The organism is Legionella londiniensis, from assembly GCF_001467825.1.
Taxonomy (GTDB): Bacteria; Pseudomonadota; Gammaproteobacteria; order Legionellales; family Legionellaceae; genus Legionella_A; species Legionella_A londiniensis.
Genome location: NZ_LNYK01000016.1, coordinates 370,524 through 393,518, shown reverse-complemented (window position 1 = coordinate 393,518; position 22,995 = coordinate 370,524). Strand labels below are relative to the sequence as shown.

Genomic DNA, 22,995 nt, shown 5'->3' with positions numbered 1-22,995 from the left:
ATGGCGCTTTTGCAACAATTCGCGCTCCCCCTGCTCGCCTGGTATCAGCAACACGGGCGGCGCGATTTGCCCTGGCAAAATCCCAGAACCCCGTATCGGGTTTGGTTGTCCGAAATCATGCTGCAGCAAACTCAGGTCAAAACGGTTATTCCTTATTTTATCCGCTTTATCAACCGGTTTCCTGACATCCGAAGCCTGGCAGGCGCAGAAGAAGACGATGTTCTCGCCTTATGGTCTGGCCTTGGCTATTACAGCCGCGGCCGAAACCTCCATAAAACAGCCAGGATGATATGCGAAACGCACAATGGCGTCATTCCTGATAAGGTATCTGAATTAACAAGGCTGCCTGGCATTGGCGAATCTACCGCCGCGGCCATCGCGTCTCTCGCTTACAATCAACGCACTCCTATTTTGGACGGGAATGTTAAACGCGTACTTAGCCGCTTTTTTTTAATATCAGACTCCCTCGAACTCACCCATGTAAAGCAAAAGCTCTGGAAGCTTGCTGATGCCTGCATGCCTTCGCAACAATGCGCTGACTATACCCAGGCGATTATGGATTTAGGCGCTACCTGTTGCCTTGCGAGAAACCCGACCTGTGAGCTGTGCCCTCTGCAGCAAAACTGCCAGGCTTTTTTGACAAAGCAAGTCAAAAACATACCGAAAAAAAAAGAAAAAAAGATTAAACCTGCCTTAACAAAGCAATTTCTACTCATCCACAATAGAGATAATCTTATCTTTCTTGAAAAACGCCCCCCATCAGGAATTTGGGGCGGCTTATGGTGCTTGCCGAGTATTGATGAAAATCAGTGCGCCAGAACCCACCTTCTGGAAACTTATTTGCTTCACGTTGATGAACCGCGGGCATTAGCCGCATTCAGGCATGGCTTTACACACTTTACCCTCAATATAAAAGCATTTTCCTTATGCGCAGTAAACTTTCACGCGCCCAATCCATCTGTTAATGGGCGATTTTTCAGAGCCGATGAAATCTTCTCTCTCGGATTGGCAAAACCGGTTATCAGGATCATCCAACATTTTATCAACACTAAAAAGCCTGAAATGGTTGAGTTGTCGAGCGAATAACGTATGATATAAAACCAGCTAACCTGAGAACTATTATGAGTGCACTCATTATCACCCTATTGTGTTTTATCGGCCTTTTTTGGGCAGCAAACCATCTGGTCAACAGCGCATCAGGCATTGCCCAATATTATCGGGTTTCTCCATTGGTTATCGGCTTAACTATTGTCGGCATGGCGACATCCGCCCCTGAAATTATCGTGGGCCTGACTTCGGCGCTTGAGGGTAAAAACAATCTTGCGCTGGGCAATGCCATTGGTTCAAATATTGCCAATATCGGTTTAATTCTTGGGATTATATTGCTCCTGCGCCCTCTGACTTTACAATCTTCCCTGCTAAGACGCGAATATCCCCTGATTTTTGTGATCATGCTTTTTACGTATTCATTAATGATTGATGGCTATTTAGGCATTATTGACGGCTGCCTGCTTTTGGTTGCCTTAATTTTGACCATTGGTTATCTTATCTACCTCGCACGCAGCTCCGCACGCGATGTTTTCTATAGGGAATACAACAAGATGCTTGCCAGCAAGCGCTCAATAAAAATGAATATGGCCAGTCTCTTTTTCGGGATTATTCTGCTGACAGTGAGCGGCCATTTTCTGGTAGAAAACGCGGCATATCTTGCCTCATGGCTGGGGCTTAATGAATTGACGATTGGCTTAACCGTTATTGCAATCGGAACAAGCCTCCCTCAACTTGCAACTTCAGTTTGGGCAGCTTACAAAAAGCAGGATGACATTGCCGTAGGCAACATCTTGGGTTCAAATATCTTTAATCTGCTTGCTGTATTGATTTTCCCAAGCATCATTAACCCCGAAGCCATCAGCCATGTGCTTTTATGGCGTGACATACCGGTCATGTTTGCTGTCACCGCCATCCTTTTATGGTTCAATTACCAGGAAAAAAGAAAAATCGGCCGCTGGCAAGGCGGTCTTCTACTGCTTATCTATTGTTGCTATGTGATTTCCTTACTGCTCAATGCCGGACTAAGCTAGGCAACCAATCAATTAGACAGCCAGTCAAGTATGTGCAGATTGGGTCAATGACCCGACCAAAGCTGCCGCGCGAGAATGACAAAAAATAGCAAAATGAGTGCATAAGGTTTTCTTAATCTTTTTATGCTAAAATAACTAGCATGCTGATTAAAAAATAATTTATCATGAGCGGAGCATTAAACTGTTATTTTTGGGGGGCTGGAACAACCAGCTTGACTCATCGCTTAGCTGGAAAGGAATTTCATGAACCAAAACCCACAGTTGGTGTCGACTTTGATTTCATTGAAACTGGTTCTAGAAGATTAGGACTATGGGACACATCAAGTAACCCCCGTTTCGAGCCCATAATTCGAGTCTATGCCCAAAACGCTAACATTGGCATATACTGCGTTGATTTATCAAAAGAAATTGATGAACAGAAGATAAAAGAAGAGATCGAGTGGTTTCGTCAGTCTAACAAAGACCAGGCGCAAATTCTTGTGGTAGGTACCAAACATGATTTATCACTGGAAAGCAATGAAGATTTGCAGCAAGTGATAAATAAGCTATTCACCAAACCTTCAGAGCGGCCAGCGGTTTTTATCACCTCAGCAAAAACCGGTCAAGGTATAGAGGAGTTTAAAAAAGATTTGATTAGCGGAGAGGCCTTGTATAAGGAAATTGAAAAACCGGCTCAAAAACTCATTCATGCCCTTGCAAAAATGCGTGACTATGGTAACAAACTAGCGCAAGAAGGCGTTGATAAAAGCAAGACCATTTTAACTTTACATAAAAAACTGTGCGAGCGGCTTGGCCTTGAGGCTCATGGGCTGGATGGTAGCCCTAGTGAAATAAAAGCTATTAAAAATGCATTTAAAAATGAGCGCGATATCCAATTATTCCAGAATCAATTTAAGGAGATGTTGCACAGCGAGGATGGCAGTATGAGTCGCCACCGCAAGGTTTGGAAGCCGATTGTTGCCAATATCATGCTGGCCTTAACCGGCGTAGGCGCTGCAATTATGGCAGCCCGTGCCGCAGGTCACCTGGTGCACTCACTGGCAACCCGCAAATCTCCAAGCTTGAGAGCCACATTTTTCTTTACTGATACTAACAGCATGAAAAATATCAACTCCGTTGAAGAAGCTCTGGATGACCTGGTTAAGAAAGGCCCTAATAAATAATACGGCCATATCCTTGCTGGAGCCCGCCTCTGCTAAGAACGCATCAATAAATCCACATATCGGATGACGACCTCAAGCCTCATCCGATCTATAACACAGGTTATTTGGTTAATGGCGGCGGATTTTGCAGGATGTGCATGGCTTCAATCGCATCTGCCTGCCCTGCTTTTGCGGCACAGCTTATCCAGTACATGGCTTTTTGTTTATCTTCCGTCACCCCTTCTCCATAATAGTACATGTAGCCGACAGCATACTGCGCATCTGGATTTCCTTTTTCTGCTTCAGGTTTTAGACGGATAAAAGCCTGCCTGTAATTTTGTTCCTGGAAGCTTTTAATGCCCTCTTGCAGATTAATCTGCGTCATTGAGCAGCCATATAGAGTAAAAAAACCAAAAAACACAGGGATCAACCATTTAAAACGCATAAATAACCACCTTAATGAACCAATGCTTTAGCAGGCGGTTCAAAGATTAATTCATTTTTGGGGAAACTTAAACTCTCCAATGTGCCGTTTCTTATAACAAGAATGCCTTCTTCGGTAATTTTTTTAATAAGCGCACCGCCAGGCAGGCTATCTCCCATGCGAAAGCTTTGTTCTTCGCCATCACTCATGCGAATGATAACTTGTGAGTTTTCTTCTTGATCCGCAAGGATAATGCCCACTACTTCAAGGTTCAGCATCGATTGCTGGATCTTGTTCAGCTTTTCTGGAATGTATTCGCCAAAGAGAGGCGCATTAAGCGCCGGGGCTACTGCAAAACTGTCCTGGCTGATTGGTTGCTCAAGAGCAATATTTTTTGCGCTTGCCAAATCCCGATATTGAGCAACGGCCCTCATACCGGATGCAATTTGCCAAAAAATCAAAAAAAGCAAAATCACGCAAATTATTTGGACAGCAATGGGTTTAAATGATTCTTTGTTTAAATATTTATACACAATCTACTCTTTTTGATATTTTATAGAGCCGGGAAAAGCCTTGTACGAAAAATATTACAGGGATCATACAATGCTTTTATCTTCTGGCGCTCTATCCATTTATCCCCATAGTGGGTAATCCAGTAATCCTTTTTCATATCTTCTCTAAACCAGCCGGAGATGTATCGTTTTCCGCCAAGGCCAAGTAATAACTTATCCACTTTTTGTAATGCCTGCATTGCGTTGGCTGCCTCCTCCTCCCTTAAACCCGGAGGCAACACATTAAAGGTTAAAATCCTTTCTCCTTCCGGCAGCTTAAAAAAATAAGGTTTTTTTCTTGCTACCGGGAAAATATGATAAATCCCTGGCAAAGAATCACTCAATAAGGCAATGACTTCATCCAAATGCCTGGATAATGCATTGCTTTCGACATAGCATTCATACCAGGGATGAAGCAATGACCAGGCGCCGCTTTCTTTCATTAAGTTTAAACGCGGATCATGGCGGTTGATGTAATCTAAAATTGACTTATCTTCCATTTCACCGCAACGCCTGTGGCGCAGTTTATTAATAAAATTGAAGTCAGGCGGCATGTCATCGTATTCAAGTGCGATATTAGTCACATAGACAGGCTTGGCATGGCCTGGATTTTCATTGATTACAAAAGCTTCAAGATAATCACTGTAATGTTTCAGGATAAACTGATCGTCAATCCATAAACCATAATCATCATAATTCAGAGTCAGCGAACGCACTCTGGATTTACAAGGGCGCAATTGAATTGCAGCATCATAAATAATGCCGAAAAGACCTGTGCCGCTCAGACAGGCCCTGTATAATTCAGAATTATGACTTTCACTGCAATGCAGCAACTTTCCCTCAACGATTACTACCTGCAATTGATCAACATGGCCTGCAATAATACCTTCTTTAAATGTCGAAGAACCAAGGCCTCCCACGGATAACACTCCGCCCAGGGTCAGGCTGGTGTTATAGGGAAAAACATAAGGCAATAACTGACGCTGTAATGAAGCTCGTATGATATCTTTCCAGGACGCGCTGCAGCCCGCTATTAACTGGCCATCTTGCCAACTGACGCTGGAGTTAAGCTTGCTTATATCTACACTCAGCGCACCTTTCGGGGCAAGGGACTGCCCTGCCTGGCTTAATCCATTTGCCCTGATGGTTAAGGGCAACTTTTCGCGGCAGGCAAAAGCGAGGAGTTTTTGCAATGAATCCAAGTTTTGGGCAACATAAACAGCAGCGGCCGAACCAATTTGGGTTCGGCCAAAGTCCTGATTAAATTCTTGAAGCACCTTCTCATCACGCAAAAGGGCCTGGTTGGTTTCCAGCTCACACTGCTTGATTTTCTCTGTATTCCACATGTGTTGCGGCATTTTTTGTTTTCCTTTCTTGAGCTGCTTTTAAGCGGCTGTTGCAGACAATAACCAGGCCATCAAACATGCGGTTGAATGCTTCATAGCATCGATCCACAAGCTTTAATGCTTCACGCCTGGTATTGACTGAAATTTTGCGCTCATGCAATTTACGCTCCATCTCTTCTTCAAAGATAGCGTGCGCCATTTCAACTTCCAAATGGGTGCTTGAAAAATATTTCAGGTTTTCATCTTCGCCTGTTTTTTTAATCTGGTTAGCCACTTTTTCAAAAAATACATGTCCTGATGATTCCAGAGTCAACAGCAAGACAATATTTAATATTTCATCATCGATTTTGTATATCTCAGATAGTATGGCATAAGCCGCATCACGGGTAACTTGCGATTCCTTGCCGTATAGCCAGGCTACATCATCTTTGCAGCAATATGAATTGCCAAGGCTTCCCATATATTTTTTATCCTGTAAAAACCATTTTTCGTGGCCGGCATCTTCCAGACGATGGTGGCGGGCAATTTTTTTCAAATAAGGATCTTGAACCCGCTCTTCATTCAAGCGCAATATATCCTGAAAGGTCATTGCCCAAAATGTCAATTCCGGAACAAAACAGCTGATTTCATCCAGGGTATTTAAATTTTGAAGGATCTCAAAAAACGGATGCTCCATAAATTCCTGTTGTTTTGATTCAATATATGCTTCGATAGCTTTCATGATTTTCTCCAGTGCAAAATGAGTTTACGCCTTTAATTCTGCACTTTTCATGCCAATCATTTTTTAAAATTAATAAAATCAATAAATTATGGTTGAAAAAAGCATAAAAAATAAATCGATCAGCCGCAGGATAACGTTAAAATTAAATTTGATTCCCAAACAATTGAGTCATCCTGGCCAAGTCGTCAATTTTTTGACACCTGCTTCCCTCGTCAGTTACGCCACAAGAGGAAGAGGCAAGTTTGCGATGGGTTAGGACACTGTGGGAAATGCGCCTAAATCGGCCAGTTTCTTATCATATTCACGCATCGCCTTATCCACATACTGCCAATCTATTTCTTGCAGTGAATCAGCATTTGAAGAAATGTTTTCTAAAAATCTGTCCTGGATTTCACCGATGGCATGCGCCCTTGCATATGGCGTATTGGTAAACATAACCAGAACGTGCTTTGAGATATAACGCTCAGGGTAACGACGCATTAACTCCTGCTGCAACTGTTTTTTTAAATTAAATTTTTTATCACGAATTTCATGCTGAATTTCACTATAGTTATCCATTGACATTGCAGCCACTGCATCGGTATTTTGCTTGCGGCTGGCAAAAAAAGCGGGCAAGGCCTGCCCCCAATCGTCGTGATAACGCTCTAACGTTTCATCTAAAATGCGGCAGTCTTCAAAGGCGCAATTCATTCCCTGGCCAAAAAAAGGCACAATTCCATGGGCAGCGTCGCCAATTAACAAGCATTGATTCTTGTAATACCAGGTTGAGCACTGAACTGTGCTTAAATTTCCGGTAGGATTGGAAAAAAATTCTCCCGCCAGATTGGGCATAGCGTCATAGGCGTCAGGAAAAGCGCGCTTAAAAAAAGAATGAAGCGCTTCTTCGTTTTGTAGACTTTTAAAACTAATTTTACCTTCAAGGGGCAGAAACAATGAGCCGGTAATCGAGTCATCAAGATTCGGGTTGCCAAGAAGCATGTAGGCATCACGGGGCCATAGATGCAGATGCTCGCGTATGAAGTTACCGCTGTGCTCGCGGCTGATGGAAAGCTCTTTATATCCATGCGGTAAAAAGTCACGGCGATAGTGAAGAATGCCTGCTTTCTGCAACCCTTCGCGGACAAGCGATGCTGCGCCATCAGCGCCAATCAAGTGATCATACCCTGCTTGCTTAAGGTTTCCTTCTTTATCCATCAATTCAAGGGTCTTATGCCGAACATCGATCTCCTGCAATTTCATGTCAAAATGAATTTTAATCAACGGACTGGAAGAAGCTTGATCCAGCAACAAGGTGTTTAAATCGGTTCTGAGAATTGCATTAATATATTCATCCTTATGCCTGCCGAAAGGTTGGAACGTCACCTCGCCATTTTCTTCATGGATAGCTCGAGCCCTCATCGGAACCATAATTTTTTCTACCGCGTCCATTAATCCTATTTCTTTTAAACTTGTTATCCCCCGGCAGGATAAGGCAAGATTGATGGAGCGGCCGCCATTATCGGCTACACGGCGAATATCGCTTCTTGCTTCATACACGTCAACCGCATAGCCTCTTCTGGCAAGATAAAGGGACAAGAGGGTTCCGGCAAGTCCTGCTCCAATAATGGTGATTTTTTTCATTGCTCCTCCCTTGAGGCCTGTTGACAGTTCATTTCGCGGGCTAAAAAGCACTTTTTCGGGAAGGACAAATGGTTTGTACTATACAAGGCATTCCTCCATAAAATTAAATAACTTCGCCTTATTTTTGAAAAGATTGGATAAATTCCGTGATCCTGTCTGCTGAATCCGGCGGTTTAAAATAATAACCCTGGGCAAAATCACAGTCATGGCTTTCAATGAATTCCTTTTGATATTCATTTTCAACGCCTTCTGCCAGCACTTCAAGGTTTAAACTGTGGCCCAGGTTGATAATGGCATTGACAATCGCCGCATCATTGGTATCGCTGACCATTTCCTTAATGAAAAATTTATCGATTTTCAAGCGGTCAACAGGGAGTTGTTTTAAATAAGACAAACTGGAATAACCTGTCCCAAAATCGTCGATGGCAAGCTTAACGCCCATACCCTTCAACTGATGCATGATGTCAACCGCGTTTTCGATATTTTCGACCAACAGGCTTTCTGTCAGTTCAAGTTCGAGGCAGCGGGCAGGCAAGCCTGTTTTAGATAGAATTCTCTTAACGAGCTTTGGGAGATCAGATTGATGCAGTTGTTTCCCTGAAATATTGACTGAGACAATCAGATCTTTAAAACCCAGTTGATGCCAAATCATGGTTTGTTTGCAGGCTTCCTCAAGCACCCAGGTGCCGATATCAATAATCATGCCGTTCTCTTCAGCTATGGGGATAAAATCGAATGGCGAGACAGCGCCAATAACATGGCTATGCCATCGAAGCAATGCTTCCGTACCAATGACACGACGTTTTTTTAAATCAATCAGAGGCTGATACACCAGGTAGAATTCTTTTCTTTGCAAAGCATAGCGTAAGGCATTATCAATTTGGACATGGCTTACAACCTGTTTATTCATTTCCGGATCAAATAAACGGTAAGTATTGCGGCCGCTGTCTTTGGCATGGTACATGGATAAATCGGCATTTTTCATCAGGGTTTCATAATCATTGCCATTATTGGGATATAAGCTGATACCAATACTGCCGGTTATTTTCAGATTATGCTGGCCAATTTTGAACGGTTTGACCAAGGTCTTTAATATTTCCTCCGCCTTTTGCTCGGCCTGATCCACACGGTGGATATCCGGCAACAGGATAATAAATTCATCTCCGCCAAACCGCGCTACTGTATCCGTCTCCTTGGTAACAACCAACAAGCGGTTAGAAACCGCTTGCAACAGCCTGTCCCCCACGGAATGGCCAAGGGTATCATTGATCATTTTAAATCGGTCCAGATCAAGAAAAATAAATGCCAGCATGGAATTATTCTTTTTAGCCTGTATCAAGCTCTGCTCCACCCTGTCTAACAGCAATACGCGGTTCGGCAGGTTGGTTAAAGAGTCATGGGTTGCCTGCTCCAGTAGCTGCTGCTCCATCTGCCGGCGCTCGGTGATATCATTTAAGATACAGACATAATGCTTGACTTTTTTGAAGGAATCTTTAACCGGCGCCACACTCAATTCACACCAGTAAGCTTCGCCATTACGGCGCAAAAGCTCCAGTTCAATGCTTTCTTCCCGCTGTTCACGAATGGCGAGCTCAATGCGTTTCAGGCTGACTTGATCTGTTTTTGTTCCTTGCAGGGATTCAAGGCTTTTACCCAGGATGTTGTTTTCACTGTAGCCTGTAATGCGGACAAAGGCATGATTAATATATATAATCGGCTTATTGGGTTTTGCAACATCGATGATGGCAACACCATGGGTACTCGCCTCAATTGCCCGCTCTCGAATCAGCAATTCATCCGTAGCAATGCGCTTTTGGGTCACATCGCGAAAACTGTAAACCCTGCCGACAATCTCTGAACCAATCCGCTGCGGCTGGGTATACCGTTCAAAAATGCGGCCGTCCTTAAAGTGAAGCTCGGGCAATTCCCCCTGCCACTCTGGATTTTGATAGAGAAACTGGACATCGGCAATGATCTCTGAGGGATCAATCAATTGATCAAGTATGTATTCAAAACTGAGTTTTTCAGGCCCTGCTTCCATTAAATGACTTGGAATGCGCCACATTTCAATGAATTTTTGATTCCAGTCAACGACCTGGCCTTTGCCGTTAACCATCATAATGCCATCGGCCGTGGATTCCAGGGTAGCACGCAGCAGGGAAAGGGATTTTTCAAGCTCAACTTGCTTGGCATTCTTGCTGGACTTGACCTTGATATTTTCTGTCAAAGGCGATGTTTTAATGCGTTTAAACTCAGGCTGATTGTGATACCAGCGTTCCAAATAAGTGGATAATTCCGGCGTCGCACTTAAAAGGCCCAGTTCATTGCATATATCAGTAACAGATGGTTCCTTCCCGCGTTTTTTGATGCGCGATGCGGCTATTGCCACCTTTTCGTAGTCTATTTCTTGCCTGCGCATTCATCCCTCACTAAAATAGCTTTCAACTATATAGCGGCGCCAGTCATCTGTTCTTTAATTGTAGCAAACTGGCAATAAATTTGATTTGAGCATTTTTTAAAACATTGCTATCCTGCCCTCAGATTATTGGTAAATGGATTTTTTTATGGATGAGAAACACTTTAATACAAGGGCAATTCATGCAGGCCAGGCTCCTGATCCGGCAACCGGTGCTGTGATGACCCCGATTTTTGCGACTTCTACCTTTCAGCAAAGCGCTCCTGGCGAGCATCTGGGTTATGAATATTCCCGTACACATAACCCAACCAGGGCGGCATATGAGGCCTGCATTGCAAGCCTTGAGTCTGGCAAGCGGGGGTTTGCCTTTGCTTCCGGCATGGCTGCTGTTAATACGGTGATTGATTTGCTGAACTCAGGCGATCATGTCATTGCCATGGATGATTTATATGGCGGCTCTTACCGCTTATTTGACAAAGTCAAAACAAGAACTGCAAATCTGTCCTTTTCTTTTGTGGATCTTCTCCACCCGGAAAATTTTGAAAAAGCCATTCGCGACAACACCCGCATGCTCTGGATTGAAACACCATCAAACCCGATGTTGAAACTGGTTGATCTTGAAGCGATTGTCCGGCTAGCAAAGCAGCACAAGCTAATCACGGTGGTGGATAATACTTTTGCTACACCCTGGATACAACGTCCTTTGGAATATGGCTTTGATCTCGTTGTACATTCAGCTACCAAATACTTAAACGGCCATTCCGACGTCGTTAACGGTGTAGTGGTCGCTGGCGAAAACACAGAGCTTGCCGAGCAAATGGCATTTTTGCAAAATTCAACCGGCGGCATCGCAAGCCCTTTTGACAGCTTTCTCGTTTTAAGAAGCTTAAAAACCTTGCCATTGCGCATGCAACGCCACTCTGAGAATGCTTTATTGCTTGCAGAGTGGCTTGAAAGGCAGCCCCGTGTCAGTAAAGTCATTTATCCAGGCCTTAAAAGCCACCCGCAGCATGATTTGGCAAAAAGGCAAATGCATGAATTTGGCGGAATGATATCCATGGTTATCAAAGGAGATCTCAATGACGCCAAGCGGTTTTTATCCCGCTGCGAATTATTTACTTTGGCTGAAAGCCTAGGCGGCGTAGAAAGCCTGATTGAACACCCGGCCATTATGACCCATGCCTCAATTCCTCCTGAAAAGAGAAGGGCATTGGGTATTGAAGATGGGTTTATCCGTCTTTCTGTAGGCATTGAGCATATTGAGGATTTAAAAGCAGATATCCGATATGCCCTTCAAGAATCTCCATAAAAATCGATATACCAGGCAACAAATCGTTCGATGCCCTCTTCTATATTGACTTTGGGGACATAGCCAAAATGATTCATGAGGCTTGTTGTGTCAGCGTGCGTAGATAAGACATCCCCATCCTGCATGGGGAGAAATTCCTTAATCGCTTCTTTGCCTGTCGCCTTTTCAATGGCTCGAATATAATCCATGAGGCTGACTGGATTTCCATTTCCAATGTTATAAACACGGTAAGGAGACAAGCTGCTTGCCGCATCTGGAGTCATTGAAGACCAGGCAGGATTGCATGCCGCAGGGGAATCGAGCGCCAGAGAAATCCCCTGCACAATATCATCGATGTAGGTAAAATCGCGTTGCATTTTTCCGTAGTTGTATACCTTAATCGGGTTGCCAGCAAGAATGTCCCTGGTGAAAGAAAAAAATGCCATATCAGGCCTTCCCCAAGGTCCATAGACTGTAAAAAAACGCAAACCCGTGGTAGGAAGCTGATATAAATGAGAATAAGAATGGGCAATCAACTCATTCGCTTTTTTAGAAGCGGCATAAATAGTCAGAGGGTGATTGGTGGAATCCTGCTCAGCATAAGGTTGAGCTGCGTTGGCGCCGTATACTGAGCTGGTTGAAGCATAAACCAAATGCTCAACTCCGTGTTTTTGGCAGGCATCAATAATATTGGTAAATCCCACCAAATTGGACTGAATATAAGCATGCGGATTGATAAGCGAATAGCGAACCCCTGCCTGGGCTGCCAAATTCACAACCCGCTGGGGTTGATGCTTTATAAAAATTTCCTGTATTTTTTCACGGTTACAAATGTCATCAGAGTAAAAAATAAAATTTTGATACGCCCGTAATTGCTCAAGCCGGGCCAGTTTTAAACGCACATCATAATAATCATTCAGATTATCAACGCCAACGACGGTATCACCCTTGTCAAGCCGCAACCTGGCAAAATGATAACCGATAAAACCCGCGCACCCTGTCACCAATAACTGCATGATTTACCTACGATGAATTATTTTTCGCAGTATAGCTGGCATGCATAAAGCTTCAAAGCAAATTATGCAGCTTTCTTGCTTACAATTTAAAGATACAAGCCCGGATTAGACGAAGTCGTAATCCGGAGGGCGGCTGCAAATCCCCGTATTACGCTTTGCTAATACGGACTACAGGACTAAGACTTGATTTCATCAGGGCTCGCTATTATTCTCATTCAAACTTCTTACCATGCAAGCTTCGCCTTGATTAATTGAGATATTGGATAAAAAATGAACTTATTACAGCATATCATTGAAGAACAGTTTGAGAACCGACACAACCTAACCCCTGACTCAGCAAGCCCTGAAATCATTGATGCTGTTGAAGAAGTGATCATGGGACTTGATCAAGGCCGTTTTCGTGTGGCAGAAAAAATTGAGGGTGAATGGATTGTCCACCAATGGTTGAAAAAAGCCGTGCTGCTCTCTTTTCGCATATACCCCAATCAAGTCATTGATGCCGGATTTTGTCAGTTTTACGATAAAGTTTCACTTAAATTCAATGGATTCAACGATGAAGATTTCCGCCGCATGGGGATACGGATTGTTCCCCACGCCATGATACGGCGAGGGGCATTTATTGGAAAAAACAGCGTTGTGATGCCCTCTTATATCAATATCGGCGCCTATATTGATGAAGGCGTCATGGTAGATACCTGGGCCACAGTCGGCTCTTGCGCCCAAATCGGCAAAAACGTGCATCTCTCTGGCGGAGCAGGCATTGGAGGTGTGCTTGAACCTCTCCAAGCCAATCCCACCATTATTGAGGATAACTGCTTCATTGGCGCCCGCTCTGAAGTGGTCGAGGGCGTAGTCGTTGAGCGTGGTTCTGTATTATCAATGGGTGTCTATCTGGGTCAAAGCACCAGAATCTACAATCGCAAAACAGGTGAAATTACCTATGGAAGGATCCCTGCCGGCTCCGTAGTTGTGCCTGGCAACCTGCCAGCCGAAGACGGCAGCCACAGTTTATACTGCGCTGTCATTGTCAAGCAGGTGGATGAAAAAACGCGAAGCAAGGTAAGCATTAACGAACTTTTGCGGGACATCCAATCATGATCTCCCTGCAAAAAACCCTGGCTGATTTGGTTCAATTCCGCAGTGTTACCCCTGAAGACGCAGGATGCCAGGAATATATGATTCGTCATTTGGAAGCGCTGGGATTTACCTGTCAGAAATTTGATAATGCCCCAGTTGCCAATTTCTTTGCTTCCTATGGCCAGGATGGGCGGATGTTGCTTTTTGCGGGACACACCGATGTGGTACCTGCCGGAGATCCTGACAAATGGCTCAGCGATTCCCCTTTCGCTCTGTATGAGCAAAACGGCATGATTTACGGCCGCGGCACAGCTGATATGAAAGGCAGTCTTGCATGCATGTTGACGGCAGTTTCCGGTTTTATCAAAAAAAATCCTGGCTTTGACGGCCGGATTGCATTTCTCATAACCAGCGGAGAAGAAGGCGACTGGTTTCATCTGGGTACGCCTTTTGTGATGGCTCAACTTAAAAAGCAAGGGATTATGCCTGATTACTGCTTGATAGGCGAACCATCAAGCAGTAAACGGGTAGGAGATGTGATAAAAATTGGCAGGCGCGGCTCACTAACAGGGAAAGTTCGCTTACATGGGGTTCAGGGTCATGTGGCCTATCCGCATCTTGCTGATAACCCTATCCACAAAATCGCGCCTGTGCTGTCTGAATTAACCCTGAAAAAATGGGATGAAGGCAATCAATTTTTTCCGCCGACTACCTTTCAGGTGACCCACATCCAATCTGGAGGCGAAGCAAACAACATTATTCCTGGTGAATTAATTTTGCAGTTTAATTTCCGTTATTCCACTGAACAAACCGCAGCAAAGCTTAAAGAGGCGGTTACAGCATGTTTTGCGCGGCATGGCCTGGCTCTGGCTTTTGATATCGAATGGCAGTTAAACGGGGAACCTTTTCTGACAGCTCAGGGGCAATTGCTGCAAAGCTGCATTCATTCCATTGAAAAAGTTACGGGATTTAGCCCTGAGCTTTCAACCAGCGGCGGAACATCCGATGGCCGTTTCATCGCGCCTTATGGCGTTGAAGTCATTGAACTTGGACTGGTCAATGCCACCATTCACCAAGTTAATGAATGTGTTTCATATCAAGACCTTAAAACCTTAAGCCAAATTTATTTAACCCTCTGTGAAACGCTGTTTTTAGGCTAAGCCGTTACATCAGATAAAATACTGTCGCCTAATTGTGCCTCTTCAGCCTTCGCCTGTTTATCAACCACCTTGACCACGCAGGCATCAGACCATACATTCAACGCTGTTTCCAGCATGTCTATCAGGGAATAAAACGGCAGGATAATACCCATTAAAGTAATCGGTACATTCATACTGGCCAAAAGACTTGCACTAAGAAAGAAGCACCCCATAGGTACGCCTGCATTGCCGATTGCAGCGACAGTTGCCACCACAACCCAAACGAGCATTGATGCCAGTGAAAGTTCAATGCCTTGATTTTGCATTAAATAAATGACGGTTGCAAAAATGAATGCAGAGCAACCGTTCATATTGATGCTGGTGCATAATGGCAAAACAAACCGGCTTAACTCGGGTTTGATCTGCAGGTTCTTTTCTGCAGTTTCCATCGTTACCGGCAAGCTGCCAACAGAAGACTTGGAAACAAAAGCAAGCGACAGTGCGGGCAGCATCTTTTTCATGGTTAAAAAGGGTCGAATACCATGCGACTTCAGCCACAAAGGCAGAATAACAAAACCTTGAATAAGGTTTGCAAGGACAATGATTGCCAAATATTGACTGATACCCTGAAGGGCCGCCCCGCTTCGCAATTGCACGACTGAAGCGGTAATGAATCCAAAAAGCCCTACTGGAATCACGGCTATAACCCAACGAATGATCACCATTAACAGGCCATGGGCGCCACGGAAAAAATTGGAAATGGTATCACGCGCATCGTCTTCTGGTATAAAACGAATGGCAATACCAATCACCATACTTAAAAATAAAACACTTAAAACCTGATGCTCAAGAAATGGCGCGAAAATGGATGAAGGGATGAGGTTCACCACATGATCCATGTAACTGCCGGCATGGGGCGATGGCACAGCGCCAGAAACCGGGACGCCGCTGACCAGTCTGGGCTTTATCATCAGATACAAGACGCAGCTCACTGCCGCGGCAATGAGCGTTGTTCCCAAAGTATAAGTAATGGTGCGGCGCCAAATCGTTCGCATTGTACCGTCCGAGCGGTATTTGGACAAAGTGACGATAATCGATAAAGCTATGACGGGTAGGCTGATGCATTTAAATATCCTGATGAACGCATCCGCGACAATAAGACCGAGCGTTTTTAAAATGCCCACATCAGATAGTCCGGCAATTAATCCCAGTATGATCATCGCCACATACAGCATGGGGGTGTTAAATAAAAATTTTCTTTGTTTAGAATTGTGTTGTGCGCACATGATCCGTCCTTATGAATGACTGAATGAAAAAATAAGAAACAAGATTAACCACAACACGACCAACAGGATATCTGCGAAGAAACGTGATATTGTATCGAGGCTGAAATATGCGGAAATAGAATTGTCATGCCAAAACAGTATTTTATTTGTACATAAAGTTTATATCCTAACACAAAATTCACTTGGATAAAAGAAAATTTCAACGATATTTGGCAGCAATCTTGGCAAAAATGAATTTTATTAATTCAATCTTCGCTTCAGGAGAACAATCCGCTCATAAGCTTCCTCAATGCGCTTAATGCTTATTGCGCCCCTTTCAACCAGATTTTCAATTGCGTCAATCACTTCAGTCGCTGTAATTGCTCCAAGCTGATTGGCAAAGATGAGCATATCAGAGCCTGCATTAATGGTTTTTTCCAGGGATTCATCAAGGCTGTAATGGTCGCTTATTGCGTGCATTTGTAAGTCATCACTGACAACCACCCCTTCAAATCCAATCTTTTTCCGCAAAGTCTCAGTGATGATGGGGTAGGAAAGGGTAGCCGGAAGCCCCTGAGGGTCGAGATGGCGGTTGATGACATGCGCCGTCATCACCATCAGGGAAGAATGTTCGTTCAACAGCATCTCATAAGGCAATAGTTCAGATGGTTGATAGCTGTGGGTCACATCAACAAAACCCAGATGGGTATCGCCAATGGCGCTGCCGTGACCTGGAAAATGCTTTAAAGTGCAGATTATTCCATGTTTGCTGAATGCGCGCACAAATTCTCTGGCCACACGCACGACATCTTCTGCATTGTCCGCAAAACTTCGGCCTAATTTGCCAATAATACCTTGCTCGTCATTCAAATTTAAATCGACTACAGGCGCGAAATTAAGGTTAAATCCCAGCGACTTCATTTGCAAAGCCATTTTTTCTGCATGCAAAAAAAATGCCTCAGGCGATAAAAGTGCTTGTTCTGCAGGAGATAACGTCTTGATGCATCCTGGAATATGAGCCAGTCTATCGACATACCCTCCTTCGTAATCCAGGGCTATCAATAACGGCAGGGGTTGACTGTTGCTGCTTTTATCAGCAAGTTTTGAGAGATCCTGAAGCTGTCTGGTTATGTTTTTTATCTGCGTATTATTGGCCAGATTTTTGCAAGGCTTATTGGTGTGCAAATCCTTGTCAAACAGAATAACTCCGCCTAAACCATCTTTTTCTAACCACGATGCCACGGGACTTTGTTCATCAACACTACAGCCTTTAAATCCCATGATCAACATCTGGGCGATTTTACGTCTTAACTGCATCAATTAAACACTCCTGACAAACCAAATAATATATTATTGGGGAGGAATAGGCGGGATAGTATCCAGATCGCATTTACACTTGCTGACCGCTTCGGGTGGAAGCGGTACTTCAGAAAACTGCTCCGGATAACAGACAGTGATATTCCAGGCTCGTTCCTCTTTATCAATTTTTTTGGGAAGAACCCAGTATTTTTTAGCAAAATAAGCTTTGCCGCGTTCTTTTTCCCAGAAAACTGGTGAATACTGAGCTTTAAAGCGTAAAGTCTGGTCGGGCTCACAGGTAAATTTTTGCCTTGCCCAGGCACTGCCTTGGGGAATAATGACGGTAACGAGGGGCTCGTTATTTTTTTCAGCATCCATTGCCGTCACGGTGACATTATAGTTCAGCCAACAATTATCCTTGGCTACAGTTAAATAGCAGGTAAAGGCACTGGCCTCAAGGCTGAATAATAAACCCAGTATAAACAAAAAAATCTTTTGCATGATGTTTGAATCCTGAATACACCTCTTAGTATAAACAATTTTAAGAAAATAATCCTGAAAATATCTATAAGGCCCGGGCAAGAGAATTGATTTTTAGCTGATTGCAGTATATTCTTCTGCGCGTGGAGAGATGGCCGAGCGGTCGAAGGCGCACGCCTGGAAAGTGTGTATACGGAAACGTATCGAGGGTTCGAATCCCTCTCTCTCCGCCATTGACTACAAACAAACTTTCATGTGCCCGAGATGGCATAACCTCAAAAGCCCTGCATTTGCGGGCTTTTTCGCTATTTGCAATTGACCAGTTCGCACCAGTCTATGCCTGTCATTGTCAACCAGTGAGCTGACGCAGCACATTATCAGCGGCTTTGATTACAAACCTTGCTTTGTATGCTTTCTCGCCTTCATTCCAAGGCACCGGGTCTTCTGAAAGTCCGAAGGTTTGCTTGAGCTTGTTCGCCAATTCTTGCTTCTGCTTTTTAGCGCGATCAGTGGCATCTTGATCTTGCCAAGAGATACTGCCGCCTGTTGTCGCGAGAGAACATAACAATGTCCACTGCAGATTGACGTGGTCAGTGATGAAGGGTGCAACAATATGACCGATCACCAGAATAGTGAGCCACGCTGGTCCATCATCGGCTCTGAAGCGTCCTATATCTTCTTGGCAGTTTGAGCAGCTCTCTCCTTGCTTCAGGTAACTCTCAAATATTTTTTCATGTCCACAACTGGGACAGCGCCCTCTAATACCGCGCCATAAAACAGCGCGCGCTGATACAGATGCTTGTTTATTTTGATCTATAGAATCTTGTTTTTTACTCATAGTGATGTATTATACATGAGTATTCTATTTTAGAATATAAAAAATAAAGGCCTAAACAAGAATGATTACCTCCTCACAACTGCGAGCGGCGCGGGCGCTTTTAGGGTTTGATCAAAAGCAACTTGCTGAAATCGCCGATTTATCCTTGCCAACCATTCAACGGATGGAAGGCAGTGATGATATGATCCGGGGCAACGTAGACTCCCTGACCAAGCTGTTGAAGGCCTTGAATAAAGCTGGGATTGAGCTGATCGGGGAAAATGCCTCTAGCATCGGCCAAGGGCGTGGCGTGCGATTAATTGAAAGCAAAGAGTAAGAACCAAAACCATGAGTACATTTACCCCCAAACTGTTTACCCTTCTTAAAAACGGCTATTCACAATCCGATCTGCGCAGTGATGCGATAGCAGGACTGACGGTGGCCATTATTGCCCTGCCGCTTGCTATGGCTCTGGCGATTGCCTCTGGTGCTTCACCAGATAAAGGTCTGATCACGGCAGTGATTGCAGGCTTCCTGATTTCTTTCTTGGGCGGCTCACGGGTGCAAGTCGGCGGCCCCACAGGGGCGTTTGTTGTCGTGATCTTTAATGTAATCGCCCAGCATGGCTATGACGGGCTTATTCTGGCGACCCTGATGGCGGGGGTGATTTTGCTGGTGGCCGGTTATGCGAAGCTGGGGCAGATAATAAAATTCATCCCCCATCCGGTGGTCACAGGATTTACGGCAGGCATTGCCGTGATTATTGCCTCCTCTCAGGTGAAGGATTTTCTGGGTCTTAAGATTGATAATGTTCCTGCCGATTTTATCCCGAAATGGGCAGCTTATTTTGATGCTATGGATACGGTGAGCTTTACAACTCTTGGGGTGGGACTGGCGGCTTTATTGATCATTATTGTCTTACGGCGTTTTGCCCCGACGCTTCCCGGTTACCTGATTGCCATTGTCTTCTCTGCTCTTGTGGTTGCCGTGTTTCAAATCCCTGTTGAAACGATTGGCTCTCGGTTTCCGGACATACAGGCGGGCTTGCCAATGCCGCAGCTTCCTGCATGGGATTTTGCCAAGCTACAAAGTTTGATTCCATCAGCTTTTACGATTGCCTTTCTGGCGGGCATTGAAGCGCTGCTCTCTGCCGTGGTGGCGGATGGGATGACAGGGTACAAACACCATTCCAATCAGGAGCTGGTTGGGCAAGGCTTTGCTAATATTGCATCAAGCTTGTTTGGCAGCTTACCAGCAACGGGGGCGATTGCCCGCACAGCCACCAATATTAAAGCAGGCGCAAAAACCCCCATGGCCGGTATGTTCCACGCGCTGTTTCTTCTCCTGTTTATGCTTTTTGCTATGGATGTTATGACCTTTGTACCGATGGCGGCACTGGCGGCTATCCTGTTCATTGTTGCATGGGGGATGAGCGAGATCGGGCATTTTATTCATATCTTCCGGCTTTCGCGCACCGACCGGGCCGTTATGGTTTTAACCTTTTTGCTGACCGTTCTGGTGGATTTGACGGTAGCGATTGGCGTGGGTGTGACGCTCGCGTGCCTGCTCTTCATGAAGCATATGAGCGAGGCCGTAGAGATAAAATCCGAATGGCGTAAATCCAATGCACTTTATGATGAAGAGGCTGAGTATGAAGCGCAGCGGCACGATTTGCCCCAAGGCGTGGAAGTATTCCAAATTACAGGGCCGTTCTTTTTTGGCGTTGCGAGTAATCTGGTCGATACGCTCAAAGCCATGGGACAGATGCCCAAAGTTCTGATCTTGCGGATGCGCCTGGTGCCGTATCTGGATGCTACCGGAGAAAGTGCATTGGAATCTGTTATCAAGCAATGCGGCAATAACGGCACACAGATTATATTGAGCGGTCTTCAGCCTCAGCCTATGCGAATGCTGAAAAACGCCCATATCGACGAAGGTAAAACGCATGTGAGCTTTGTTCCCAATTATGAATCTGCGCTTAAAAAGGCAAAGGATACCCTGAATGAATCAACCCTGACCATAACACATGGCCACACATCGCGTGAAAAAACAATCAAGATCAATTCATAAAAAACTAAGGATATAACCATGAGCAAACTTCCACCCTGTCCAAAATGCCAATCAGCCTATGTCTATGAAGATAGTGGACTGCTCATCTGCCCTGAATGCGCCTATGATTGGGCGAAAGATTCAAGTGCTGACTCATCAGATGTCACAATCATTCGCGATGCCAACGGTGCAGAACTTAAGGATGGTGACACCGTGACCGTCATCAAGGATCTCAAATTTAGGGGCGGCGTGGTGAAGGTCGGCACGAAGGTTAAGTCTATCCGGCTTATACCCGAAGCCGCAGACGGCCATGACATCGATTGCAAAATCCCAGGCATCGGTCAAATGGGGCTGAAGTCCGCGTTTGTGAAGAAGGTTGTAGATTAGATTACTGTTTCCAATGATGGCAAAACAGGATTCAAACCTGCGGTATGGTACCATACTTCATGCATCAAAAGTACAATACTACCCAGTATTTGAAATACGAACCGTCAGTACCGTGGCAACAAAAACCTTGATTTTGTTATCCTTCAGGACGATTATTGTTGCAACTCAATGGTAGGTGTAGAGGATTCGAACTCAAAGGGGGTTAATACACCGCCAAATACTCACCTTGCCCATAATTTTAAAACATTACCAATTCTTTCTTATTTAATTTGTTACAAATAGATCATTTTGAACTAATTTGAAACAATTTTTTTATTCATTATCGTTAAAAAAATATAGACAAAAATTAAAATTATTATACAATTTTTCATCCATAGCCTGCATAACGCATTTTTTTAAGGATTCAACCTTCAGTGTTTAACTTACACGAAACCCAAGCGGAAACAGCCGCTCACAATGGATATCGCCGTGCTCTAAAAACACGCCATGTTCAATTAATTGCTTTAGGGGGAATAATCGGGTCGGGGTATTTTCTCGGAACAGGCGCTATGATTAATCAAGCGGGACCTTCCGTCTTTCTTGCCTATATTCTGGGTGGAATCATCATTTATCTAACCATGCTTTGCATGGGGGAACTCGCTGTAGCCATACCAGTTTCAGGCTCTTTTATTACTTATACCAAGGAATTTATCTCTCCTGCGCTGGCTTGCGGCGTCGGCTGGTCCTACTGGGCGAGCTGGGTTGCCTATATTCCTGCTGAATGCGTGGCAGGCGGCATTATCATGGAGCATTTCACGGGTATTAACGGCTATATCTGGGCTATTGGCTTTGGATTGTTGATCACATATATCAATCTTGCCAAAGTTGATGCCTTTGGTGAAATCGAATTTTGGCTGGCCATCATTAAAATTCTGGCATTAGTTGGATTTGTGGTACTGGCGCTTTTAATATTCTTTGATTTGCTGCCGCGCGCAGATAGGCACGGAATAATTGGCACCAAGTATCTCTTAGATCAAGGCGGTTTATTTCCTCATGGCTTCCTGGAATTTTTGTCGGCAATGGTTCTCTTGTTGGTCAATTACCAGGGCTCTGAGATTATTGGCCTTGCCGCCGGAGAATCAGCTGATCCTGCCCGCATGATTCCCGCAGCTATTCGTAATGTAACCTGGCGCATCCTCTTTATTTATATTATCCCTGTATTCTGCCTGGTATTAATTTTCCCCTGGAACAAGGCAGGAATCAGCAATTCCGTATTTGCGGACGCACTTGATTTCTATGGGCTGAAATGGGCTGGCGCAGTTGCCGGATTTGTTACCCTGACAGCAACCCTGTCCTGTTCAAATTCTGGGTTATATGGCATTGTCCGATCGCTGCAGGCCCTGGCAGATAATGGCATGGCTCCTCGTAAACTTGCCAGACTAAATCATAATGCCGTCCCTCAAAACGCATGCATCGTCACTCTGATTGCGATATGGATTCTGCTTTTGACCGGGTATTTTTTTGGGCAAAGCACACTTTACATTTCACTGTTGCTGGTTTCCGGTTTTACCGGAGCCATAGCCTGGATATCGCTGTGCTGGGCACAAATCAATTTCCGCCGCCGTCTCTTGGCTGAAGGATATACGGTTGAAGTGCTGCGTTATAAAACTCCAGGTTCACCCTATACCGGTATTATCGCCATTATCCTCATGGTCATTTGTTTATTTTTGTTAAGCATGAATAAGGATATTTGTTACCGAATCGCTTTTGCGATAGGTTTTGCAACTTTAATTATTCCCATGCTAGTTTACAAGGTTCTGATAGCCTACAGGAATCGTAAATTACAAAAATATGATCAGCTTATAAAGCTTATTAATCCTATATCTGAACAACTTTGA

At 44.5% G+C, this 22,995-nt stretch carries 21 protein-coding genes and 1 tRNA gene; 11 read left to right on the top strand and 11 right to left on the bottom strand.

All coding sequences use genetic code 11. The features are described from left to right. The 3 genes from mutY (at window position 1) to Llon_RS07560 (ending at window position 3,244) form a co-directional block, all read left to right on the top strand. Complete coding sequence (gene mutY, locus Llon_RS07570) at window positions 1-1,086, top strand: A/G-specific adenine glycosylase (RefSeq protein ID WP_058529444.1); 1,086 nt, start codon at window positions 1-3, stop codon at window positions 1,084-1,086. A 35-nt stretch (window positions 1,087-1,121) separates the two neighbouring features. Then, entirely contained in the window at window positions 1,122-2,081 is a 960-nt protein-coding gene (locus tag Llon_RS07565) for a calcium/sodium antiporter (protein WP_058529443.1), read from the top strand. Between the two features lie 164 nt (window positions 2,082-2,245). After that, complete coding sequence (locus Llon_RS07560; RefSeq protein ID WP_058529442.1) at window positions 2,246-3,244, top strand: ADP-ribosylation factor-like protein; 999 nt, start codon at window positions 2,246-2,248, stop codon at window positions 3,242-3,244. Window positions 3,245-3,344: 100 nt separating this feature from the next. On the opposite strand, the gene Llon_RS07555 is transcribed toward Llon_RS07560, so the two are convergent. The 6 genes from Llon_RS07555 to Llon_RS07530 form a co-directional block, all read right to left on the bottom strand. Continuing rightward, a complete protein-coding gene (locus Llon_RS07555; RefSeq protein WP_058529441.1) occupies window positions 3,345-3,668 on the bottom strand; it encodes a tetratricopeptide repeat protein in 324 nt (107 codons plus the stop codon). An 11-nt stretch (window positions 3,669-3,679) separates the two neighbouring features. Further along, window positions 3,680-4,180, bottom strand: coding sequence for a type II secretion system protein N (locus Llon_RS07550; RefSeq protein WP_058529440.1), 501 nt, complete (start codon window positions 4,178-4,180; stop codon window positions 3,680-3,682). A 20-nt stretch (window positions 4,181-4,200) separates the two neighbouring features. Next, window positions 4,201-5,556 carry an FAD-binding protein gene (locus Llon_RS07545; RefSeq protein WP_083503286.1) on the bottom strand — a complete coding sequence of 452 codons (1,356 nt, stop codon included), beginning with the start codon at window positions 5,554-5,556 and terminating at the stop codon, window positions 4,201-4,203. Further along, window positions 5,513-6,265 (bottom strand): hypothetical protein, encoded by a 753-nt coding sequence (locus Llon_RS07540; protein WP_058529438.1) that lies wholly within the window; start codon window positions 6,263-6,265, stop codon window positions 5,513-5,515. Before Llon_RS07540 ends, Llon_RS07545 begins: the two co-directional genes overlap by 44 nt. A 252-nt stretch (window positions 6,266-6,517) precedes the next feature. Further along, a complete protein-coding gene (locus tag Llon_RS07535; RefSeq protein WP_058529437.1) occupies window positions 6,518-7,885 on the bottom strand; it encodes an FAD-dependent oxidoreductase in 1,368 nt (455 codons plus the stop codon). A 118-nt stretch (window positions 7,886-8,003) separates the two neighbouring features. Further along, window positions 8,004-10,304: a bifunctional diguanylate cyclase/phosphodiesterase gene (locus Llon_RS07530; protein ID WP_058529436.1), complete on the bottom strand. Its 2,301-nt coding sequence runs from the start codon at window positions 10,302-10,304 to the stop codon at window positions 8,004-8,006. A gap of 145 nt (window positions 10,305-10,449) precedes the next feature. Between Llon_RS07530 and Llon_RS07525 the strand changes: the two genes are divergently transcribed. After that, window positions 10,450-11,610: a trans-sulfuration enzyme family protein gene (locus Llon_RS07525; protein WP_058529435.1), complete on the top strand. Its 1,161-nt coding sequence runs from the start codon at window positions 10,450-10,452 to the stop codon at window positions 11,608-11,610. Here the strand turns inward: Llon_RS07525 and Llon_RS07520 are convergent. After that, window positions 11,595-12,605, bottom strand: a complete 1,011-nt coding sequence (locus Llon_RS07520; protein ID WP_058529434.1) for an NAD-dependent epimerase — start codon at window positions 12,603-12,605, stop codon at window positions 11,595-11,597. The two genes, Llon_RS07525 and Llon_RS07520, sit on opposite strands and share 16 nt — an antisense overlap. Before the next feature lie 270 nt (window positions 12,606-12,875). On the opposite strand from Llon_RS07520, the gene dapD reads away from it, so the two are divergent. Both dapD and dapE read left to right on the top strand, forming a co-directional pair. Further along, a complete protein-coding gene (gene dapD, locus Llon_RS07515) occupies window positions 12,876-13,703 on the top strand; it encodes a 2,3,4,5-tetrahydropyridine-2,6-dicarboxylate N-succinyltransferase (RefSeq protein ID WP_058529433.1) in 828 nt (275 codons plus the stop codon). Next, on the top strand, window positions 13,700-14,842 hold the full coding sequence (dapE, locus tag Llon_RS07510) for a succinyl-diaminopimelate desuccinylase (protein ID WP_058529432.1): 1,143 nt from the start codon (window positions 13,700-13,702) through the stop codon (window positions 14,840-14,842). The genes dapD and dapE overlap by 4 nt, the downstream gene beginning before the upstream one ends. Here the strand turns inward: dapE and Llon_RS07505 are convergent. The 3 genes from Llon_RS07505 to Llon_RS07495 all read right to left on the bottom strand — a co-directional run bounded on the left by Llon_RS07505 (window position 14,839) and on the right by Llon_RS07495 (window position 17,886). Further along, window positions 14,839-16,107: a dicarboxylate/amino acid:cation symporter gene (locus Llon_RS07505; protein WP_058529431.1), complete on the bottom strand. Its 1,269-nt coding sequence runs from the start codon at window positions 16,105-16,107 to the stop codon at window positions 14,839-14,841. The genes dapE and Llon_RS07505 overlap by 4 nt on opposite strands. Window positions 16,108-16,347: 240 nt before the next feature. Next, window positions 16,348-17,406 carry a glycoside hydrolase family 3 protein gene (locus tag Llon_RS07500; RefSeq protein ID WP_058529430.1) on the bottom strand — a complete coding sequence of 353 codons (1,059 nt, stop codon included), beginning with the start codon at window positions 17,404-17,406 and terminating at the stop codon, window positions 16,348-16,350. 30 nt (window positions 17,407-17,436) lie between these two features. Beyond that, window positions 17,437-17,886 (bottom strand): hypothetical protein, encoded by a 450-nt coding sequence (locus tag Llon_RS07495; protein WP_058529429.1) that lies wholly within the window; start codon window positions 17,884-17,886, stop codon window positions 17,437-17,439. 124 nt (window positions 17,887-18,010) lie between these two features. On the opposite strand from Llon_RS07495, the gene Llon_RS07490 reads away from it, so the two are divergent. Continuing rightward, a tRNA-Ser gene (locus Llon_RS07490) sits at window positions 18,011-18,098 on the top strand. 116 nt (window positions 18,099-18,214) lie between these two features. Here Llon_RS07490 and Llon_RS07485 read toward each other — a convergent pair. Continuing rightward, entirely contained in the window at window positions 18,215-18,703 is a 489-nt protein-coding gene (locus tag Llon_RS07485) for a DUF983 domain-containing protein (RefSeq protein WP_058529428.1), read from the bottom strand. A 61-nt stretch (window positions 18,704-18,764) separates the two neighbouring features. On the opposite strand from Llon_RS07485, the gene Llon_RS07480 reads away from it, so the two are divergent. The 4 genes from Llon_RS07480 (at window position 18,765) to Llon_RS07465 (ending at window position 22,995) form a co-directional block, all read left to right on the top strand. After that, window positions 18,765-19,019, top strand: a complete 255-nt coding sequence (locus tag Llon_RS07480) for a helix-turn-helix domain-containing protein (protein ID WP_058529427.1) — start codon at window positions 18,765-18,767, stop codon at window positions 19,017-19,019. Window positions 19,020-19,030: 11 nt separating this feature from the next. Continuing rightward, window positions 19,031-20,752, top strand: a complete 1,722-nt coding sequence (locus Llon_RS07475; protein ID WP_083503285.1) for a SulP family inorganic anion transporter — start codon at window positions 19,031-19,033, stop codon at window positions 20,750-20,752. A gap of 18 nt (window positions 20,753-20,770) precedes the next feature. Further along, window positions 20,771-21,118 (top strand): zinc ribbon domain-containing protein YjdM, encoded by a 348-nt coding sequence (locus Llon_RS07470; RefSeq protein ID WP_058529426.1) that lies wholly within the window; start codon window positions 20,771-20,773, stop codon window positions 21,116-21,118. Between the two features lie 413 nt (window positions 21,119-21,531). After that, entirely contained in the window at window positions 21,532-22,995 is a 1,464-nt protein-coding gene (locus tag Llon_RS07465; RefSeq protein WP_058529425.1) for an amino acid permease, read from the top strand.